At 62.7% G+C, this 19947-nt stretch carries 17 protein-coding genes; 7 read left to right on the top strand and 10 right to left on the bottom strand.

Features of this window, described 5'->3' with window-relative positions:
- From lpxK to adk, 4 genes are read left to right on the top strand one after another with little or no spacing between them, the layout of a single operon-like run.
- On the top strand, positions 1-1014 hold the full coding sequence (lpxK, locus tag Q3Y64_RS05750; RefSeq protein ID WP_303560436.1) for a tetraacyldisaccharide 4'-kinase: 1014 nt from the start codon (positions 1-3) through the stop codon (positions 1012-1014).
- A complete protein-coding gene (locus Q3Y64_RS05745; protein WP_101941303.1) occupies positions 995-1180 on the top strand; it encodes a Trm112 family protein in 186 nt (61 codons plus the stop codon). The genes lpxK and Q3Y64_RS05745 overlap by 20 nt, the downstream gene beginning before the upstream one ends.
- On the top strand, positions 1180-1968 hold the full coding sequence (kdsB, locus tag Q3Y64_RS05740) for a 3-deoxy-manno-octulosonate cytidylyltransferase (RefSeq protein ID WP_303560435.1): 789 nt from the start codon (positions 1180-1182) through the stop codon (positions 1966-1968). The genes Q3Y64_RS05745 and kdsB overlap by 1 nt, the downstream gene beginning before the upstream one ends.
- Before the next feature lie 16 nt (positions 1969-1984).
- Complete coding sequence (adk, locus tag Q3Y64_RS05735; protein WP_170020832.1) at positions 1985-2641, top strand: adenylate kinase; 657 nt, start codon at positions 1985-1987, stop codon at positions 2639-2641.
- Positions 2642-2726: 85 nt separating this feature from the next.
- Here the strand turns inward: adk and Q3Y64_RS05730 are convergent, their stop codons facing one another.
- Together Q3Y64_RS05730 and Q3Y64_RS05725 are read right to left on the bottom strand one after the other, a co-directional pair.
- Positions 2727-4241 carry a rhamnogalacturonan acetylesterase gene (locus Q3Y64_RS05730; RefSeq protein ID WP_303560434.1) on the bottom strand — a complete coding sequence of 505 codons (1515 nt, stop codon included), beginning with the start codon at positions 4239-4241 and terminating at the stop codon, positions 2727-2729.
- 109 nt (positions 4242-4350) lie between these two features.
- On the bottom strand, positions 4351-5163 hold the full coding sequence (locus Q3Y64_RS05725) for an AraC family transcriptional regulator (RefSeq protein ID WP_303560433.1): 813 nt from the start codon (positions 5161-5163) through the stop codon (positions 4351-4353).
- A gap of 179 nt (positions 5164-5342) precedes the next feature.
- Here Q3Y64_RS05725 and Q3Y64_RS05720 point away from each other — a divergent pair, with 179 nt between their 5' ends.
- Positions 5343-5756, top strand: coding sequence for a hypothetical protein (locus tag Q3Y64_RS05720; RefSeq protein ID WP_101941298.1), 414 nt, complete (start codon positions 5343-5345; stop codon positions 5754-5756).
- 179 nt (positions 5757-5935) lie between these two features.
- Here Q3Y64_RS05720 and Q3Y64_RS05715 read toward each other — a convergent pair whose 3' ends face one another.
- Genes Q3Y64_RS05715 through Q3Y64_RS05705 form a run of 3 tightly spaced genes read right to left on the bottom strand, consistent with a single transcriptional unit; the run spans position 5936 to position 9623 of the window.
- Positions 5936-6691: a spermidine synthase gene (locus tag Q3Y64_RS05715; RefSeq protein WP_101941297.1), complete on the bottom strand. Its 756-nt coding sequence runs from the start codon at positions 6689-6691 to the stop codon at positions 5936-5938.
- A gap of 56 nt (positions 6692-6747) precedes the next feature.
- Positions 6748-8769 (bottom strand): ATP-binding protein, encoded by a 2022-nt coding sequence (locus Q3Y64_RS05710; protein WP_303560432.1) that lies wholly within the window; start codon positions 8767-8769, stop codon positions 6748-6750.
- A gap of 14 nt (positions 8770-8783) precedes the next feature.
- Positions 8784-9623 carry a phosphate/phosphite/phosphonate ABC transporter substrate-binding protein gene (locus tag Q3Y64_RS05705; RefSeq protein WP_303560431.1) on the bottom strand — a complete coding sequence of 280 codons (840 nt, stop codon included), beginning with the start codon at positions 9621-9623 and terminating at the stop codon, positions 8784-8786.
- A gap of 873 nt (positions 9624-10496) precedes the next feature.
- Between Q3Y64_RS05705 and Q3Y64_RS05700 the strand changes: the two genes are divergently transcribed.
- Positions 10497-12737, top strand: a complete 2241-nt coding sequence (locus Q3Y64_RS05700) for a hypothetical protein (protein WP_303560430.1) — start codon at positions 10497-10499, stop codon at positions 12735-12737.
- Positions 12738-12809: 72 nt separating this feature from the next.
- Complete coding sequence (locus Q3Y64_RS05695; protein WP_303560429.1) at positions 12810-15233, top strand: pectinesterase family protein; 2424 nt, start codon at positions 12810-12812, stop codon at positions 15231-15233.
- Positions 15234-15341: 108 nt separating this feature from the next.
- Here the strand turns inward: Q3Y64_RS05695 and Q3Y64_RS05690 are convergent, their stop codons facing one another.
- The 5 genes from Q3Y64_RS05690 to Q3Y64_RS05670 form a co-directional block, all read right to left on the bottom strand.
- On the bottom strand, positions 15342-16025 hold the full coding sequence (locus Q3Y64_RS05690; RefSeq protein ID WP_101941292.1) for a nitroreductase: 684 nt from the start codon (positions 16023-16025) through the stop codon (positions 15342-15344).
- 66 nt (positions 16026-16091) lie between these two features.
- Positions 16092-16799: a FadR/GntR family transcriptional regulator gene (locus Q3Y64_RS05685; RefSeq protein WP_254048193.1), complete on the bottom strand. Its 708-nt coding sequence runs from the start codon at positions 16797-16799 to the stop codon at positions 16092-16094.
- Between the two features lie 93 nt (positions 16800-16892).
- Positions 16893-17900, bottom strand: a complete 1008-nt coding sequence (locus Q3Y64_RS05680; RefSeq protein WP_303560428.1) for a TRAP transporter substrate-binding protein — start codon at positions 17898-17900, stop codon at positions 16893-16895.
- 102 nt (positions 17901-18002) lie between these two features.
- Positions 18003-19280: a TRAP transporter large permease subunit gene (locus Q3Y64_RS05675; protein ID WP_101941290.1), complete on the bottom strand. Its 1278-nt coding sequence runs from the start codon at positions 19278-19280 to the stop codon at positions 18003-18005.
- Positions 19281-19292: 12 nt separating this feature from the next.
- On the bottom strand, positions 19293-19829 hold the full coding sequence (locus tag Q3Y64_RS05670; protein ID WP_101941289.1) for a TRAP transporter small permease: 537 nt from the start codon (positions 19827-19829) through the stop codon (positions 19293-19295).
- Positions 19830-19947 lie beyond the last annotated feature (118 nt).

Raw genomic sequence — 19947 nt, 5'->3', positions numbered from 1 at the left:
ATGGCCCTCAAACGCCCCGCCTGGTGGTCACGCCGCAGCCCTGCTGCGATCCTGTGGCTGCCGCTCGCGGGGCTTTTTCTTGCCGTTTCCGCGCTGCGCCGGCTGGCCTATCGTTCTGGCTGGCTGAGGTACGAGCGCTTGCCGGTTCCGTTGATCGTGGTCGGCAATATCGCCGCGGGCGGCAGCGGCAAGACCCCGGTTGTGATCTGGCTGGCAGCGGCGCTGAAGGCGCGTGGCTTCACGCCAGGCATCCTGTCGCGAGGCTATGGCGGCACGGCCCGGGTGCCGACGGCCGTGTTGGCGGATAGTGACCCGGAAATTGTGGGTGATGAACCGGTGCTACTGGCGCGCCGTACGGGATGCCCGATGTGGGTCGGGCGCGATCGGGTGGCTGCGGGCCGGGCTTTGCTCGGTGCTCACCCCGAAGTGGATGTGCTGATGACCGATGATGGGCTGCAGCACTATCGCCTCGCGCGCAGTGCCGAAATCGTGGTGCTGGACGAAACTATTCTGGGCAATCGCTGGCCATTGCCGGCAGGGCCTTTGCGCGAGCCACTAGGGCGCCTCAAGGAGGCTCATTTGCTGATCTGCAACGGACCGCTAAGTCCGGCCCTCCAAGCTTTACTGCCACCTCAGCCACGCGTGGACATGGTGCTCACACCAGGCCGGTTTTGGCGCCTAGGCGAGCCGAGCGAAACCTGCTCGGCTGCTGATTTGGCCGGGCGCCGTCTGCATGCTGCGGCGGGGATCGGCAACCCGGAGCGTTTCTTTGCCACGCTTGCGGCTATGGGGCTGGAACTCTCCAGCACCCGGTCTTTCGGAGACCATCATGCTTACACGCGGGAAGATCTTGCCGTGCCTGCAGGTGAGCTTCTGCTGCTGACGGAGAAGGATGCAGTAAAATGCGCCACCTTCGCGCCCGCCGAAAGCTGGGTGCTGCCGGTGGAGGCTTGTATAGCTGATGCCGCGCTGGATCATCTTCTGGAGCGTCTGCATGGATCCGAAACTGCTTGAAATCCTGGTGTGCCCGGTTTGCAAAGGCCCGCTTGAACATCGCCGTGCTGCCGCTGAACTGGTGTGCCGCCCCTGCCGCTTGGCCTACGCGGTCAAGGATGGCATCCCGGTGATGCTGGCCGATGAGGCGCGTCAGCTGTCTGCCGAAGAAGCTGGAGCCGCCTGATGGCCTGTGTGCGTTTCAAGGCCATCGTGCCGGCACGCTATGCTTCGACACGCCTGCCCGGCAAGCCGTTGGCCGATATTTGCGGCAAGCCGATGGTCGTACGGGTGATGGAACGGGCGTTGGAGTCCGGAGCCGAAGAAGTGTGGGTCGCAACCGATCACGAAGGCGTTCGCGAGGCCGTCGAGGCGGCTGGAGGCAAGGTGTTGATGACCAAGCCAGACCATCCGACCGGCACCGATCGCCTGGCCGAAGTTGTGACCCAGCTGGGCTGGGCTCCTGGCGATATCGTGGTGAACGTGCAGGGTGACGAGCCCCTGATTGATCCCGCCATGGTGCGTCTGGTGGCTGAATCCTTGGCGCGCGATGTGAATGCGGAAATTGCGACAGCGGCCCATCCGATCGTGACGGTGGAGGATTTCCTCAATCCGGGTGTGGTGAAAGTTGTGTGCCAGAAGAATGGTCATGCGCACTATTTCTCACGCGCGCCGATTCCCTTTCCGCGCGATGCAGTGCTCGCAGGGGCCTTGCAGCCTGGAAATCCCCTGCCCGCAGGGCTGGGCTTGCTGCGTCACGTCGGCCTGTATGCTTACCGCGTCGGTTTTCTGAAGGCTTTTGCCAACCTGGCCCCGGCGCCGACCGAGCAGATCGAGCTGCTCGAGCAATTGCGTGCCCTCTGGCACGGTTACCAGATTCGCGTTGAAACCCTGAGCGAAGCACCGCCTGCCGGGGTCGATACTCCCGAGGATCTCGCCCGTGTGCGAGCCTTGTTTGCCGCCAACAATCAATAAACTGGAGATAGCGCACATGCGTCTGATTCTTTTGGGACCGCCGGGAGCCGGCAAGGGCACGCAGGCCAAATTCATTGCCGAGAAGTACGGCATCCCGCAGATTTCCACTGGCGACATGCTTCGCGCAGCCGTCAAGGCCGGAACCCCGCTGGGTGTGCAGGCCAAGGCCGTGATGGATGCAGGGCAATTGGTGTCTGATGACATCATCATCGGCTTGGTGAAGGAACGCCTTGCCCAGCCGGACTGTGCCAAGGGCTACATGTTCGACGGCTTCCCGCGCACCCTGCCGCAGGCTGATGCGCTGAAGGATTCCGGCGTGGCACTGGACGTGGTGCTGGAGATCGATGTACCGGACTCCGAGATCATCGAGCGCATGAGCGGCCGCCGTGTGCACCTGGCTTCGGGCCGCACCTATCACATCAAGTTCAACCCGCCGAAGGTGGCAGGCAAGGACGATGAAAGTGGCGAGGACCTGATTCAGCGTGATGACGACAAGGAAGAAGTCGTCAAGAAGCGCCTGGATGTGTATCACTCGCAGACCAAGCCGCTGGTTGAGTACTACGGCAAGTGGGCGGCGACGGGTGACAAGCAGGCGCCGCGTTACGCGAAGATCCTGGGGCTTGGGCCGGTGGAAGAGATCACCGCCAAGGCTTTTGCCGCGCTTCAGGGCTGAGCTGTAACAGTCGCTGCACAGCCAGATAACGACAAAAAGCCCGGGCTCCTGAGAGCCCGGGCTTTTTGTTTGCCTGTCCGTGGGCTTACTTCAGCTGGCTGGCGATCGGCAACTTGGCTTCCTTGAGGCCCTGGGCGACCAAGCCACCAATGGCTTCGGCACCCTTTTCCTGGAAGTGGGTGTTGTCAGGCTTGGTGCGTGAGCCGGTCTGGGTCGCGTAGTACGGATACTTGGCCGGATCGACGGCGAGGTAATAGTTCAGCGACTCGGCTTCACCGAGCTTGTTGAAGAAGTCCATGCTCTTCTGATCCAGATCGACCAGCGCCACCTTGTTGGCTTTGGCTGTGTCGCGGATGGTCTGCGAGTAATCGCCCGGCACCTTGCCCTTGCCCCAGGTATGGGTCGTGCCGCCGATCTTGCCGTCCTTGAACTGACGACGGGTCACCGGCGTGATCAGCACCGGGGTGGCGCCAGCGTCCTTGGCGATCGCAATGTACTTCTCCAGGGTCTTCTGGAAGCCCATTTCGGCCGGCACACCAGCAGCGGTGCCAGGGTAGGTGCACAGGTTGGCGATGTCGATCACGTCACGAGCCGGTGCGGGGCGCGGCGGCTCCTCACCGCACTTCTCGTCGTTGTGGCCGAACTGCACCAGCAGGTAGTCACCCTTGCGGATGTCGGCCTTGATCATGTCGAACCAGCCTTCGGTGATGAAGCTGCGCGAACTGCGGCCCGATTGCGCCACGTTCACGACCTGAACCTGTTTGGCATCCTTGAGCTGGCGCTCGAAGATCTGGCCCCAGCCATTGCGTGGGGTGACGTCCACGTCGTAGTTGCTGGCCGTGGAGTCGCCGGCAATGAAGATGCGGGTCACGCCCGGTGCCGCGATGGCCTGGGCTTCAGCGCGGGCGTGCGCCATGGAGAGCGGGCTGAGCTTGGTGATCTCGTGGTAGTTGCTGTCAAACAGCGAGGTTTCGCCGAGCACGCCTTGCGAGGAGAGATAGCCGCGGTTGTGGCGGATGTACTTGAGCACTTCCCCAGCATTGCCGCTGGCCGGATCAAAGTTAGCCGCGTCGGAGACGCCGGCTTCCTTCAAGGCTGAGCCAAGCAGCGGTTGCAGGCTACTGGCCTTGCTCTTGAGGGCTTCGGCCTTGACGGCCGGAGCCTTGCCAGACTGAACCATGCCAGCCGGCCCCTGGAACTTGGCTTCCTTGGCGGCGCCGGAAGCGATGAAGTCAGTCAGCGCGTTGATATTGGCGGTGACCTTGCCGGCCGGTTCGGCAATGAGGCTCACGAACTGGGTACGGCCGGCTTCGGCGACCAGCATCAGCGGGGCGACCAAGCCATCGGCACTCAAGCTGTAGGCACCCTTGTCGTCGCTGGTGACGGATTTGCGGTTGCCTTGGGCGTCATACGCAGTGACCGTGAATTTCTGCTGGCCAGCGCCGGCAACGCCGCTCAGGGTGACGCCGGCAAGCGGCTTCACGGCCGACTGGGCAGCCGCCGGGCTGGCGGCCGGGGCCTGAGTTGGGGCATTGCTGGCACAGCCGATCAGCGAGGCGCCGATCATGGCGACGATGGACAGACGCAGATTCAGGTTCATGGTTTCTCCTGTGTGACGCGGAATGGCAGGCCGCGCTGCGGCTGCCGGACGGAAATGGATCGCGCGAGCATGGCGCAAGGCTGGCGGGCTGTCTTGATAGGGATTGCGCTTATCTCTCTACCGGCACATAGAGATCGAACTGGCGCTCGAAGTCGGCCGGCAGATAGCTGGTGTTATGGAAACAGCGCAGCATCGGCGCATCAGATTGCATCCGCCAGCCGGTACTGGTTTCGATATGACCTGCCAGCTCAGCCGACCCCGGGATGGCGAAGCCGCCGCCGATGCGCAGCACGGCATAGTGGCCCTCGGGCAGGTGTCCCTGCTGCAGCCCCGGCACCTGCTGGCCGAGGCGTTCCGAGAGCAGGGCGGCCTGTAGTTCGATTTCACCGCTCGGATTGTTCATGTCACCGGCCAGTTGCACGCACCAGCCCTTGCGGCGCTCGCGCGGGATACCTGCGAGAAGAGCGTGGGCACGCAGCTCATCGAAAGGCGGAATGCCTTCGCCCAGGCGGCCGCGAAAATGCACATACTGTATGCGCTGGCCGGTGAGCAGCTCGATGCGCACCGGGCGAGCCTCGGCGGCACGCGGGCGCACGGCTGAAGGCGCCAGACCATGTGCCGCCCGGAAGGCACGCGAGAAGGCTTCAGCAGAGCCATAACCGCTGTCGAAGGCCAACTCCAGGAGTGAGCCGACGCGCCCAGCCTCGATGCGGCGGCGCGCCAGGGCAAGGCGCAGGCGGCGCACGCGCGCAACCGGCGTTTCACCAGAGTATTCGTTGAATACGCGTTCAAAGTGAAAGCGTGAGAGATGCGCGATGTCGGCCAGTGCGTCGAGGCTCAGCGACTCACCCAGGTGTGCGTCGACATGGCTAGCCACACGGCGCAGGCGGGAGAGTTTGCGGGCATAGGTGGCGACGTTCATGATCTCGGCGGGTGCTGCGGAGGCGCACAGTCTGCCACCGTCGTTCCGGTTTGGGAACGGGAACACGTGCGCCGTGTGGCGGGCGTGCGACGGACTCGATCGCTAGCGGGATCCAGCGCTGCTTCGGCAGTGCAGGCTTGCCGCTATGATGGCGGCTTGTTCGAGTTCCGGAGTGGGTCATGCGCCTTGTCTTGCGATTGAGTCTTTACAGTCTGTGTCTGGTTTGCCTGCCGCTTCAGGCCGCAACGCCCCAGGACGAGGTGTTGCAGCGCCAGCGGGCGGAGGTTGAGCAGCAGAGGCGGCTGGCCGAACAGGATCGTGAGCGCATTCGCCGCGAGGCCGACGCGGATCAGCAGCGTCGTCGCCAGCAGCAGGAGCAGGATGAGCAGGTGCGGCGCCAGCGCGAGCAGGCACGCCAGGAGGCCGAGCGCGCGCGCCAGCAGACGGAGAATGCGCGTCAGCAGGCGGAGGTCATGCGCGAGCGTCAGAGGGTGGATGCCGAGCGCTTGCGCATCGAGGCAGATCGCGAACGTATCCGGCTGGAGGCTGAGGTTGATCAGGCGCGGCGACGCGCTGAAAACGTGCAGCGCTGATCAGGGTCCCCTTCACGGCGCCCGCCCCCGGAAGATCTTTCAGGGGCGATCCGGATGCAGGGACGGGCGCCAGGGGATGTATTCATTGTGGCAGCCCGGCAGCAAAGCTCAAGCTGGATTTGTGCGTAGCAGCATCTGTATCTGCATGAATTTCTGGGATAAATCTGCGTACCAAGGCTTCAGAGCTGCAGCCCGGCACCCGCCGGCAAGCGTTTGAGCAAAGGGCGAAGATCCAGGCCAGTGCTGGCCTTGAGCTGAACGGCACGCGCTTTCAGCTCCTCGCCAGACAGTGCGACCGGTACACCACGGGTGGCCAGGGCCACCACATTGCCACTGGCGCAGGGGGGCAACGCCAGGCTGCGGCCCTCAAAGGCTTCGCCAAGACGCTTGAGTGGCGCTGCGTATTTCTGTGCGCGGCCAAAGAGATTGGTGGCGAGGATCCCCCCGTCATTGAGGCGCGCCCAGCAGGCCTGGTAAAAGGGCAGGCTGTCGAGCAGGCCGACCTTGGCGTCCTCATCGTAGCCATCGACCAGGATGTAGTCATATTTCGGGCTGGGTCTCTGCATGTACTCCACGCCATCGCCGATCACGATCGAGAGCCGCAGATCCTCGGGCGGCAGCTTGAAGAGCGCACTCGCCGCGGTCCACACTTCCTCGCTGATCTCCACCGTGGTCACGCGCGCCTGTGGCAGCTTCCAGTAGCAGAACTTGGTCAGCGAGCCTGCGCCGAGTCCGATCAGAAGAATGCGTTTGGGCCATTTGGCTTCCGCGCTAAAGCCTTCACGCAGGAGCAACCCGGCCATCATGTCGCGTGTGTATTCGAGTTCCAGATCCACCGGGCGGCGCAGGCGCATGGCGCCCTGTACCCATTCCGAGCCGAAATGCAGGTAGCGCACGCCATCTTCTTCGCTGATGTCAATGCAGGGGTCGGACATGGCAGAGCTTTCTGATGGCGGGGCCGCGATTCTAGCGGTTTCAGAGCCAGCCGCGGTCAGACACCGACAGTGCGGCGCTCCTGCGCGGCCTGCAGGGCTTCAGCCAGGGCACGGCGGCTGATTGGTTTGGTGAGATAGTCGTTCATGCCGGCGGCCAGCCCGTTGGCTTGCTCGTCCGCCATAGCGGCTGCGGTGAGCGCGTAGATCGGTACCGGGTGGCGGCCCAAGGCGGCTTCGGTTGCACGGATCTGAAGGGTGGCATCAATTCCGCCCATGCCGGGCATATGCATGTCCATGAAAATGACATCGAAGTTGCTGCCGCGCCATAGTTCCACTGCCTCGTGGCCATCGCGAGCGAGTTGGCTGCTGCAGCCGAGTCCGTCGAGCAGTTTGAGTACCAGTTTCTGGTTGGTGGGGTTGTCTTCGGCGACCAGAACGCTGAGCGGGAAGCGCTCGGTTGCAGGGGAAGGCTGCGGTGGCGCAGGCATTGCTGCGTTGCTGAGGCGGATCAGCGGTATGCTCAGTTCGAAGCAGCTCCCCTGACCAGGAGCACTTTGAAGCGTGATGCGACCACCCATCAGGTCGGCTAGCCGGCTGCAGATGGAAAGCCCCAGACCTGTACCACCGAAGCGTCGGGTGGTGGTCTCGTCTTCCTGGCTGAAGGCGTCGAAGATCAAGGCTTGCTTGTCCTGAGCGATACCGATGCCGGTATCGCGGACGGCGATGGCAAGCTGTTCTGTGCCCGCAAGGTTCAACAGGCGCGCCTCGATGGTGATGCTGCCTTGCTCGGTGAACTTGACGGCGTTGCCCAACAGGTTGGAGATGATCTGGCGCAGTCGTACTGGATCTCCCTGAAGCACTGGCGGCAGGGCCTCGCTGATTGTCAGTTGGCAGCGAATGGGGCGTTCGCCTATCGCTGCACGGGTGCTGCGCTCAAGATCACTGAGTAGTGGGGCGAGTTCGACCGGCAGGGCTTCGAGACTCAACTTGCCCGCCTCGATTTTCGACAGATCCAGGATGTCATTGATGATGGTGAGCAGGCTGTCAGCTGAACCCTTGGCGACGCCCAGATAGTCGCGCTGCTCGTCGTTGAGCGGGGTGTCCATCGTCAGGTCAATCATGCCCATGATGCCGTTCATGGGGGTGCGGATTTCGTGACTCATGTTGGCCAGGAAGTCGCTCTTTGCGCGGTTGGCCGCGTCGGCCGCTTCTTTGGCTTCCTGCATTTGGCGAGCTGCCTCCTCGCGTTCGCTCACGAGCCGTGCGATGGTGGCGATGAGCTCTTCGATGTCGCCTTCGGCGGAGGTGTCGGAGGCTGCTTCCGGCAGTAGCTCGGCCACCAGCCGGTGCAGTGAGGAGAGCGCCTGCTCTCGCCCTGCGAGCTCGGAGCGCAGCCGGTCTGCCGTGTGTTGCAGGGTCTCCAGGGTGTGGCGGAATTCCAGCGGAGCATCGTCGATCAACTGCTGACTCAGTTGCACAGGGCCTGCTTCTGCGGCCCCGGCTGCGCGGCGGCCCTGTTGCAGATTCCCTAGCCAGCGTCGCAGCGGGTACCAGATCATCAGCATGCCGCCAAGCATGCTGGCGACGGCCAGCGCAAGGGCTGCGCGGACGACCCCCCAGAGACTGCTGGCGACGGCCTCTGCATCAAACTGCAGGCGCAATACACCGTAATCCCGCCCGCCAATATTGATGATGCGATTGGCATCCAGGAGCTGACTGGCTAGGCGTTCGCGCAACCAGTCGGGTGACGACTGCTGACGGATTCCCGGATTCGGGCTGGTGATTCTTGCGCCGCTGCGATCGATGAAGAGCGCTGCCGAGAAGGGGGATTGACGCATGCTCAGATCCAGCGTGCGCTGGATGGTGTCGTAGTCGCCGATCACGGCGCTCTCGCCGATGGTTTGCGTCATGATTTCGACCAGCATGGACGCAGTCTGCTGGACATCCTCCACATGCTGGACGAATTGCGAGCGATAGAACATCAGCAGGCCACTGCTGCAGAAGAGCAGCCAGGTCACGGAGTACAGCGCGTAGATCCGGCTGACCAGAGAGCGCGGCAGCAGACGACCGAGTTTCATCTCAGGGGCTTGGCTTAGTGCAGGTTTTTTGGGGCTTTCTGGTAGAAGCGCTTGTAAGACGTGTAGTCCGCCTGGGTGGCGGGCACAAAGGAGGGGGTCTCCGGGAGGCCCACTTCTTGGCCAGAGCGGCTCAGGATGTCCTTGCCACGGGGATCCTTATGCATGTTGAAAAAGGCGTTGGCGACGGCCTTGAGGTCCTTTTCCGCCACCTTGCCTGAAGCCATCAGGGCCAGATCGTGATAGCCCTCGGACGTCCACAGCACGCGGAACTTCTTGTTTTCGCGCGTCGCATAGCCCTCAACCAGCGCCGAATTACTGCCCACGGCTTTGGCCTTGCCGGCAAAGAGTTGAGCGAATGCCGCGTTCTGGTTGCCGCCGAAGACGGGTTTGACCTCGATGTTGCGCGAGAGCAGGTAGGCATAGGGGACTTTGTAGCCGATGAAGGCTTCGGGGCCGGCAAAGGCCATATCCTGCCCGGCGAGCTCTTCCAGGCGGGTGATTGGTGAGTCCTCTGGTACCGCGATCTGACCATGGATTTCCGGCGCCTGCCGACGACCGAAAATCTTCCACCCCAAGGTTTCTCGCTCAGGGCTGAATAGGTGATTGCTGAATACGAATTCAACTTCCTGAGCCAGCACATAGCTGGTTGTGTCCGCCGAGGTGCGTCCGATTTTCAGTTCAAGCTTTACTCCGCTCTTTTCACTGATGTACTGGACGATTGGGTTCCAGTAAGCGGCGGTCTTGGTGATGTCCCACTGATTGACCGGTGAGAAGCGGTAAGTGGGCTGCTGAGCGGCAGATAGCGTGGGCAGCAGGCAGCTGAGGGCCAGTGCGGGGGCGAGCAGGGCTTTCATGCGGAGTCTCCTGAGGCAGACTGATTCCAGTAGATATGGCTCTCTTGAGATTACGGCAGGTGTTGCGGGTGACTTGATACACAGTTTGCGTGGATAGGCCTGTGGATGAGTGCCGGATAAGCAGGACAAGTGCCTGATCGGCCTCGGGATTTGCTCGCCGGGCAAAAAAGGAGCAGGTTCGCCAGAAGGAGGCGGGCGGCATGTACGGGCCCAAAGGTCAAGACACAAAACCGCTTATTTCCCCCCTTTTGCTGCCCGCAGAGTCCCTTGCAGCAAGGGAATCCACACGAAGCGGGGAGAAGCCTGTGGATGACTGCAGGATAAGCAGGGCAAGTGCCTGATCGGCCTCGGAATTTGAGCAGCGGGCAGAAAATGAGCAGTTGTACCAATGGGCGTCGGCCTGCATGAGCGCCCATAAAGGTCAAGCTGCAAAGTGCTGTTTTTGGACGCTTTTGTTGCCCGCCGCAGACTTCGTGGCTAGGGAATCCACACGAAATGGGGAGAAGCCTGTGGATGAGTGCAGGATAAGCGAGGCAAGTGCTTGAAGCCCTTCACTAATCCGGTGCTGAGCAAGAATTGCACGATATCCGGATTGCATTCGATGGTGGGTGCCTACCTTGCTATGCATCGGTTTTGTCAAGTAGCCGGGCTTGAAAAACTGACTTTCTGGCCCGGTTTTCCGGGCGGTAGCGGGTGGGCTTTCCACACAATGTGGGGAGAAGCCTGTGGATAATCCATCCGAAAGCCGGCCAAGGCCGCTCTGCTGCGGGGCGCGGCCGTGTTGCGCATTTTTTGCGCAGAGATGACTGTCATGGGACGTATGTCACATGAGCCCTGCGCTATGCTCGCCGCTCTATCCTGGCGGAGCCTGCGATGCGCGCATTCCTTGTCTCTTTCCTGCTGCTGCCCTTGTTCGCCCTGGCAGCGCCTGTGAAGCCTGGCTTCGATGAGGCGACATTGGCGGCGCTGCGCGAGAGCGTGGCAGAGCGCGAACAACGCTTCTTTAGCGGGGAGCAGCTGAAACCGCATGCCAGCGTAATCGACACGGCCGGGCTGCTGCTGGATGCGCTGGCCAGCGGGTCGGAACCCGCGCAGCAGTCACGCTTGCTGGCAGCCATTGATGCGCAAATTGATCGCGATACTGCGAGTCGCAGCTACGGCAATATTCACTGGTATCAGGGCGATCAGACATTGGTGGATCGCAATGGGGTGGAGTTCGTGACGCGCATGACGGCGCTGGCCTGGCTGCTCTATGGCGATCAGCTCGGCGTGGCAGAACGCCAGCAGTTGCGAAGCTTGCTGGAGTGGGCGCGGATCGGTGTGACGCGGCACGCGGTGGCCATCAGCTACACCAACATCTGGCTCATGAAATGCTGGAACTTGATCGCGCTGGGTGAAGGGCTGCAGGACGAGGCGCTGGCCCGCCAGGGCTACGCCATGCTGACGGAATGGCTGGCCTATACACGTCGCACCGGAATCAACGAGTACCTCAGCCCGAGTTATTACCCTGTTGATCTCGAAAGCCTGGCCCTGATCCATCGTCTTTCCGCCCAGCCGCAGGCGCGTGCTGAAGCACGTGAGGCACTGGATCTGCTGTGGCATGACGTTGCGCTGAACTGGTATGCGCCGGCGCAGCGCCTCGGCGGTACTCATAGCCGTGACTATGACCGGCTCTTCAACCTGGGTGGCTTGAACGCCTGGGTGAAGCGTGCGGGCTGGACGGGAGAGCCCGTTCAGCCCGCACGCGGCCCTTACACCGCCCTGGCCTGGGCGCCGCCGCCGCCCGCTGCCGGCCGCTGGCTGCAGGGACCGTTCCCGCGCCTGGTGTCTTCCCGCTGGGGAGAGGCGCCCGAAAAGCGCCATACGCATTATCTGGGACGCAGTTTCAGCATCGCTTCGGCCGAGTCCGGCTATTACGCGGGGCATGACAACTCGCCGTTGGTGATTAATCTGGGTGGCGGACAGGATGTACCGATCATCAACTTCTTCATGGATGGCCGCCGTGACTACTACGGTCAGAACAAGACCCTGGAGGCGGGCTCCGGTCACCTGAAGGCGCTCCACCTGCGGCCCTTCCTGACCAGCGTGCAGCGAGAGGGAGAGGTGTTGTTCCTGGCCTCGGTGCGTGAGCGTAAGCCTGAGTACGTGGCACTGGAGTCAGTAGTGACCCTGCCGGCGGACGCCGAGTTTTGGCTGGATGACAAACGCCTGGACGTGTTCCGGGCCGTCAGCCGCTGGCGACCGGATTACGCGCCGAATGGCCGCACAAGCTTCCTGCAGGTCGAAGCACGCGAGGGCGTGAATGAATTGCATCTGAGCGATCGCGATGAAGCGCAGGGCGTTGGGGTGTCGCAGAGCTTTCCGGTGCAGGGTGGGCAACGCTATCGCCTGGCTGCCAGCTTGCAGGGCGGCGAAGTTTTTCTCTACCTGAACTACCTCGATGCAGAGCGGCGCCTGATTGGCGGCGAGCATTCGCTCAAAGTGGCGGGTGGGCAAGACGGATTTGCGATGCGTGAACTCACATTGCCGGCGCCTGAGGGGGCGGTGTGGTGCAAGGCCTGGCTGTACTCCACGCGTGCCAATCGAACCGAGCTGCGGGTGCGTGATCTGCGCTTCGAGCAAGTCGGGCCTGAAGGGGCGACGCTGCTAGGCGGTTTTGATTTCCAGGTTTTCCAGCCGCAGGCGATTGCGCTACCGGCGGGCCGCACGCTCTTTGTGCGTCGCGGTGATGCGGTAGCCGCGCTACGCCTGCTGGCTGCCTGGGATGTGGCCGGGACGCCGATCGGTTTCACCTTGCATAACGACGGACTCGCCTGGCGGGCCTTGCGCCTTACCGCCGTGCATTCGCCGCAGGCGACGGATCAGCGGGCCTCGCTGGCGATGTGGGCCTGGGCTGGCGAAGGCCTGGCTGACGAGCAAGTCTTTGCGCGCGAGCGGCAGCGGATTCTCGGCCTGGGTGGCGAGGCCACGTTGCAGGGGGATGTGGTCCGCGCCAGCGTTGGGGTATTGCAGTTACAGGCTGACGTGGTGAGCGGCCGGCGCCTGTTGCGGCAGGGCCACGCCGAAGTGCCGGACTCGGCCTGGAGTGTGGATGGCCGGGCGTGGCAGCCCTAGCGCAGGTGTAACATGCGACCGGTTCCAGCCCTGCGTATGGCGGGCTGTTTTTCACCAAATAAAGGGGATGTGATGGCTTCTTCTCTGCGTCAAATCACACGGGCTGCCGCAGCAGTTTCAGCCGCCTTGCTGGCGGCCTGCGCCGTTCCGCAGGGGGGCAGCCCGCCCGCTGCTGCGCCGGCTGCGGCTGCGCAATGCGCGCCAGGGATCTGGTTCTGCGAAAACTTCGAGAGTGGCACGCTGGCACGCTGGGATCTGCTCCCGGCGGGGGGCGCTGCCACTATCGGCAAGGCCGATGGCGTGGCCATCGTGAAAACGGAGGCCGGTAACAGCTTCATGCAATATGACGCTGGCCAGAGCAAGGGCGTGGTGGCTGCGCTCAAGAGCGAGGCTTTCGCGGGCGTGAAGACTGCGGATTACTTTGTTGAAGCCCGCATCAAGCCGATCAACAATCAGACCAGCAACAAGTTCCTGTGCCTGCTGGGGCGCTATCAGGATGTGAACAACTGGTATGGCGGCTGCCTCAACGTGCAGAACAGCGCCAGCTCCAAGGTCGAGTTTCACAAGGCCAATGGTGGCAAGTGGCTGCGCGCACGCCAGTTCCCGACCCGTAGCATCGTGAATGACCAGTGGTACAAGCTGCGTATGGAAATGAAGGGCGATACGCTCAGTTTCTATATCGATGATGACCTCACCGGCAGCTTCACCGATGCCAGCATCAAAGGGCCGGGCAAGCTGGGCCTGTGGTTGGACAACCGCTCTTTCGCCATCGACGATATCGTGGTGGGCGATGCCAGGGTCAAGCCGGTCCTGCTTTCGCTGGATCAGCCGGGAGAGTGGAACGGTGAAGTGGGAGGCGCGGAGCGCGTGATCGAAGTGTCCGCCACCAAGACGGATTCTTCGGCGGACAGCTTCAGCGTGGTATCGAGTGACCCGAAGGTGGTGGCTGTGACCCAGCACGGCAACCAGGTCAGCCTGCGTGCGCTGAGTGCTGGCTCGGCCAGCATCACCTTCAAGAGTGGTAGCAACCCGGCTCTGCAACGTTCGGTGAAAGCCAATATCGAACCTGCCTTTGCGCTCTCTGCCGCCAGCTACGGCAATCTAGCAAAGAAAACCGAGCCGGCCGCGGGCAGCAAGGCTGCGTATGCCGATGGCGAACTGGCCCTGAGCTTCGATGCGCCACCGGTGCTCAACAGCATCGGCTCCTTGCGCATCTTCCGCGCCAGCGATGATCAACTGGTCGACGTCATCCGTCCGAAGGGCGAAGGCAATGTCTTTGGCCCCTCGCCGGATGGTTTCTACCGTGGCGTGAACATGCCGCTGATGCGCGTTGTCGGCAACAAGCTCGTCGTGCGTCCGCACAACGGCAAGCTGGAGTACAACACGGCCTACTACGTGGCGCTGTCCGACAATCTGGTGAAGGACGCCAAACTCGCTGGCAAGCCCTTCACCGGGCTGGGCAAGAAGGCCGGCTGGAGCTTTGTCACCAAGAAAGCGCCGGCTGCCTCACTGACCCGGCTGACGGTAGATGACGATGGCAGCAAGGCTGACTATCGCAGCGTGCAGGGGGCGCTCGACCACGCCATGAAACTGCCGAAGGAAACGCCGGTCAGCATCAGCGTGAAGAAAGGCAGCTATGAGGAAATCCTGTTCCTGCGTGGCAAGGATAACGTCAGCATTCAGGGCGAGAGCCGCGAAGCTACGGTGATCCAGTTTGATAACTACGAGTCTCTCAATACCGGCCTTTCCATCGGCATGAACAAGCCGGTGGCCAGTGGCGGCGGGCGCGCGGTGTTTGCCGTGGGCAATGCCGACATGCTGGTGATTGATCGCCTGACCCTGAAGAACACGCATTACAAGCGTCTGGGCGTGAATGGCCAGGCCGAGACGATTTTCTTCATGGGCGACAAGGAACGTCTGATCGCGAAGAACGCCAACTTCATCAGTCGTCAGGACACCCTGCAGCTCAACGCCTACAGCTGGTTTTACAACACCCTGGTGGCGGGGGACGTGGACTTCATCTGGGGCAGCTCCAAGGCAGCCTTGTTCGAGAACAGTGAAATCCGCACCGTGGTCGATTCCACCGATGCAAGCAAGGGCGGCTATGTGCTGCAGGCCCGCGTGAGCACTGCGGTGGACAAGGGCTACGTTTTCCTCAACAGCCGCCTGACCCGGGAGGAAGGGGTGCCCGATGGCTCCACCGTGCTCGCCCGCAGTGCCGGCAGCCCGAACTACTTTGACAATGTGGTGTTCGTGAATAGCCGGATGGACAAGCACATCGCGCCCGAAGGCTGGTGGCTGAACCCGCTGCCGAATCCGGCCAAGGCCAGCGAGAAGGCCGGCTGGCGCGAATATGCCAGCGCCACCTTGCAGGGTGCCCCGCTCAACGTTGGCGGTCGTGTAGCTGCTGCCCGTGGCCTGAGTGCTGCAGAGGCCGCGCCTTACGCCACCCGCGAGCAGGTGTTCTCGGCCATCGGCTGGGCCCCCAAGCCCTGAGTGTCAGTGCACACTGGTTAAAGAAAGGGGCAGCCTCGGCTGCCCCTTTTTCATGCGTGTGCGGATTGTGAGTTTGTCTGGGTGCGACGTGAGCCGATGGCTCGTTCTTCAGTCGTGAAACTGGGTGAACTCGCTTGCCGGGATGCGCGGCAGCTCCAGGGTGTTTTCGGGAGCGCTTTCGTCGGCATAGCCCAGCGACATGCCGCAGACGACCATCTGATCGTCCGGGATGCCAAGCTGCTGTTTCACGATCGGATGGTATTCGCAGAAGGCCGCCTGCACGCAGGTATGCAGGCCATGCGCGCGGGCAGCGAGCATCAGGGTCTGCAGGAAGCCACCGTAGTCGATCAGGCTGCCCTGGCCGAGCACCTTGTCGATCGTGAAGATCAGGCCCACCGGAGCGTCGAAGAAGGTGTAGTTGCGTGCCCATTGCTGGCGCATCCGGGCGGTGTCTTTCTTGTCGATTTCCAGCAGGGAGTAGAGCGCCAGCCCGGTGTGGCGGCGGCGGCCCAGATAGGGCTCGCCCCAGGATTCCGGGTAGTAGGCGTACTCGCCCTTGTGCTCGAAGCTGGGGGTTTCGTACTCGGTGAGAATCTTTGCGCTGAGGGCTTCTTTCGCCGCTCCGGTCACAACATGCACATGCCAGGGTTGGGTATTCACGCCACTGGGCGCGCGCGCGGCAAGGTCCAGCAGGGCGAGCAGGGTGTCACGCGGAACGGGGTCGGGCAGGAAACGGCGGATCGAGCGACGACTAGTGACGATCTCGGCGAAAGAACTGGGGGTCTGATTCATGAGGCAGGTCCGGCAAGGAAAAACGATGGCGGCAAGCCTAGCAGTTTTGGACTCCGCCGCGTTTGATCAGGCCGCGCTCTCGAGCTTGATATGGGCGCGGCTGGCAGTGCGCGAGATCATTCCCTGAGCCATATCTTCGGCGGCGACCGGATTCTTCATGCGGATCATGTCGAAGAGATCGCTGTGCTCCTTGATCGTGAGCGCCATGTGGCCGGGTTCGGAGAGATAGGTGTGGTCGAAGATCGCGCGTTGCAGGGCGCTGATCGCATCGGCCAGTTGCTGGACCACGAAGTTGTGGGTGGCAGCGACAATCGCACGGTGGAAGGCGATGTCCGCTTCCATGAAGGCGTCACGGTTCGTGGTGTTGGCCTTCATGCCGTTGAGTGCGGCTTCGATGGCGACCAGATCGACCGCGGTGGCACGCTCGGCGGCCCAGCGCGAAATGGCTGGCTCGATCAGGCTGCGCACTTCGATCAGGGAGGCGATCAGGGCCGGGTCGGCATCGCCGGAAAGCGCCCATTCCAGCACGTCGGCGTCGAGGTAATTCCACTGCTCGCGTGGCATGGCGACGAGGCCACGGTAGCGCTGAGCATCGATCAGGCGCTTGGTGGCGAGCACCTTGATGACTTCGCGCATCACGTTGCGCGAGGTGTCGTAGCGCTCGCACAGCTCGGCTTCGGAGGGCAGGGCGGCGCCCGGCGTGAACACGCCCTGGACGAGGTCACGGCCGAAGGCATGGATCAGGCGGTCGGTCTTCGTCAGCTTGGGGCTCACGGCGGTTTCCTTCAGGTTTTCAGGCAGCCGGTATCCTAGCAGGGAAGCGCAAGCGCATCGGGCCACATGGCGTGGCCCGATGCGGCTTCCGGCTTATTTGCGGATTTTGGCCAGTTCGGTCTGCAGATCCTTCACGACCTGGGTGTGGCCGTCGGCAGCAAACTTGTCGACCGCTGCGGTGGTTGTGGCGCGCATGCGGGCCAGCTCGGCGTCACTCGGCGTGGTGATCTGCATGCCCTTCTGCTTGAGCACTTCCATGGCCTTGATGGAGGCGGCGCGGCTGTCCTTGCGCTCGAAATCACGCGAGGCGATGGCGGCTTTCTGCAACGCGGCCTTTTCGTCGGCGGAGAGACCGTCGTACCACTTCTTCGACACGGTCACGATCCACGGGCTGTAGACGTGGCGCGTCATGGACAGGTATTTCTGCACTTCGTAGAACTTGGAGGATTCGATGGTCGTCACCGGGTTTTCCTGACCATCCACGGCGCCGGTTTCGAGTGCGGTGAAGAGTTCGGAGAAGGCCAGCGGTACGGCGTTGGCGCCGAAGCCCTTGAACATGTCGATGTAGACCGGGTTCTGCATCACGCGCAGCTTGATGCCGGCCATGTCTTCCATCTTGTTGACCGGGCGCTTGGAGTTGGTCAGGTTGCGGAAACCGTTTTCCCAGTAGGTCAGGCCGACCATGCCCTTGGCCTGCAGCTTGGCCATCAGGTTCTGGCCGAAGGGGCCGTCGAGCACGGTGTCGGCTTCCTTCTCGTTGGCGAAGACGAAAGGCAGGTCATACACGCCGAAGTCGCTAACGATGCCGACCAGGGTGGCGGTGGAGCCGACCATGATTTCCTGCGCGCCGCCGATCAATGCATTCTGCATTTGCGGATCGCTGCCCAGGCTGGCAGCGCCGAAGCCCTTGACCTTCCATTTGCCGCCGGAAAGCTTGCTCATTTCGTCGGCAAAATATTTCACCGCACGGCCCTGGTTGCTGTCTTCCGCCAGACCGTAGCCAAAGCGCACGATGCGCGGCTTGAAGTCGGCCGCCTGGGCGGAGGCGAGGCTGCCGGCCACAGCCAGACCGATGATGATGGATTTGAAGAGACGGTTCATGATTCCTCCAGCGGATGCGGGGTTGAGAGCAAAGTCGCGAAGCGGCTTCTTGAAGCGCCCCTCCTCCACTGCGGAAGAGGGGGATACGAAACGGTTTCCAGATCAGCGGTACCAGGCCATCGGGGCGGTAATGATTCCCGGGAAGGCCACGAAGAGTGCGATCAGCACGATGTAGACCAGCAGGAAGGGCCAGATGCCTTTGGTGGCACTTTCGAGCGAGATCTTGGAGATACCGCAGACCACGTTGAGCACGGTGCACACCGGCGGGTGGATCAGGCCGAGGGTGCCAACGAGCACGAACATCACGCCGAAATAGGTCGGGTCGATACCGGCTTTCAGCGCGATCGGCAGCAGCACCGGGCCCATCACCAGGATGGTCGGGGTCAGATCCATCACGGTACCCACGGCCAACAGCAGGAGCATGATCGCGGCCATCAGCAGGCGCGGGTCCTGCATCAGCGGGCCGAGGAACTCGGTGACCTGCTGCGGCAGATCGGCCAGCGTGACCATGTAGGACGACACCAGCGCCCCGGCACACAGGAACATCACGGTGCTGGTGGTGCGGGCGGCATCGATCAGGAGATGCACCAGTTGCTTGAAGTTGACCTCGCGGTAGATGACCATCGCCACGAACATCGAGTAGGCGGCGGCCACCACAGCGGCTTCGGTCGGCGTGAAGAACCCGCCGCGCAAACCGCCGAGGATGATCACGGGCAGCATCAGCGCCCACAGGCCTTTGACCACTGCCTGGCCGCGCTGGCCCCAGGTGCATTTCGGCTGCGGCGTCACGTCCATGTTCTTGGCCAGACGTGCCCACACGAAGATCAGCGCCAGGCCCATCAGCACGCCCGGCACGATGCCGGCGAGGAAGAGGTTGGTGATCGAGGTGTTGGTGGTGACGCCGAAGATGATGAAGGGCATCGAGGGCGGAATGATCGGGCCGATGATGCCGCCGGCGGCGATCAGGCCGGCCGAGCGCGGCACCGGGTAGCCGTGGTTGCGCATCATCGGCACCAGCAGGGTGGCGAGTGCGGCGGTGTCGGCAATTGCCGAACCTGAGAGGCTGGCTAGCAGTACGGCGGCGGCGATGGTCACATAGCCGAGGCCGCCCTTGATGTGGCCTACGAGCGTCACGGCCAGATCGATGATCCGCCGTGAAATGCCGCCGGCATTCATGAGTTCGCCGGCGAGGATGAAGAAGGGCACCGCCATCAGTGGGAAGCTGTCAGCACCCGAGAGCAGGTTCTGGGCGACCAGCTGGGCATCGAAGAAGTCCAGATGGAACATCAATGCCACGCCGGTGAGCACCAGCACGAAGGCAATCGGCATGCCCAGCAACATCAGGCCAAGCAGGGAGCCGAGGAATACAGCGAGCGTCATGATCGGCGTCCTTTATTGGCTGACTTCAGGTTCGGAGGCGGGGGCGTGTTCGTGGGCCTGCGGCTCGCCCGGGATACGGGCGAGCGGATGGCGGGTCACGATGCGCCACAGGTTCAGGCCCACCATCGGCAGCATGACCAGCGCGCAGACGAGGCCACTGCTTGCCATCAGCGCGGTGGGAAAGCCCAGCACGGTGGAGTAGGTGTCGAGCCCGATCACGGTCTGGCTCCAGCTGCCTTCGAGGAACAGCCACAGCGCGTAGAGCATCAGCAGATGGCTCACGATTGCGCAGCTGCGGCGAAGGCCGGCGGGCAGGCGGGCCTGAAGGATCTCCATGCCCAGGTGCGCGCCGCGGTGGAGGGCCAGGATTGCGCCGAGGAAGATCATCCACACAAACATCAGGCGGGCCACCTCTTCGGCCGCTGGAATGCCGGTGTTGAACACATAGCGCAGCACCACGTTGGCGCCGATGGCCACCACCATCACGGCGAGAGCAAGCGCCATCAGCCATTCAACGGCGTGTTCGAGGCGCGGGGTCAGTTGTTTCACGATGATTCTCCTTGCGGTCGTGCCGGCCCGGCGGCGGGAGCGTTTTCGCACACCGGACTGGCTTGGGGTGAAATGTAGTGCATGAAACTCTTATGAGCCCATAGGTGTTTTCCATGAT

It is taken from the genome of Uliginosibacterium sp. 31-12, assembly GCF_030548425.1.
GTDB classification, from domain to species: Bacteria; Pseudomonadota; Gammaproteobacteria; order Burkholderiales; family Rhodocyclaceae; genus Uliginosibacterium; species Uliginosibacterium aquaticum.
Note: the sequence above shows the minus strand (reverse complement) of the source record. Positions and strands in the feature narration are given on the sequence as shown.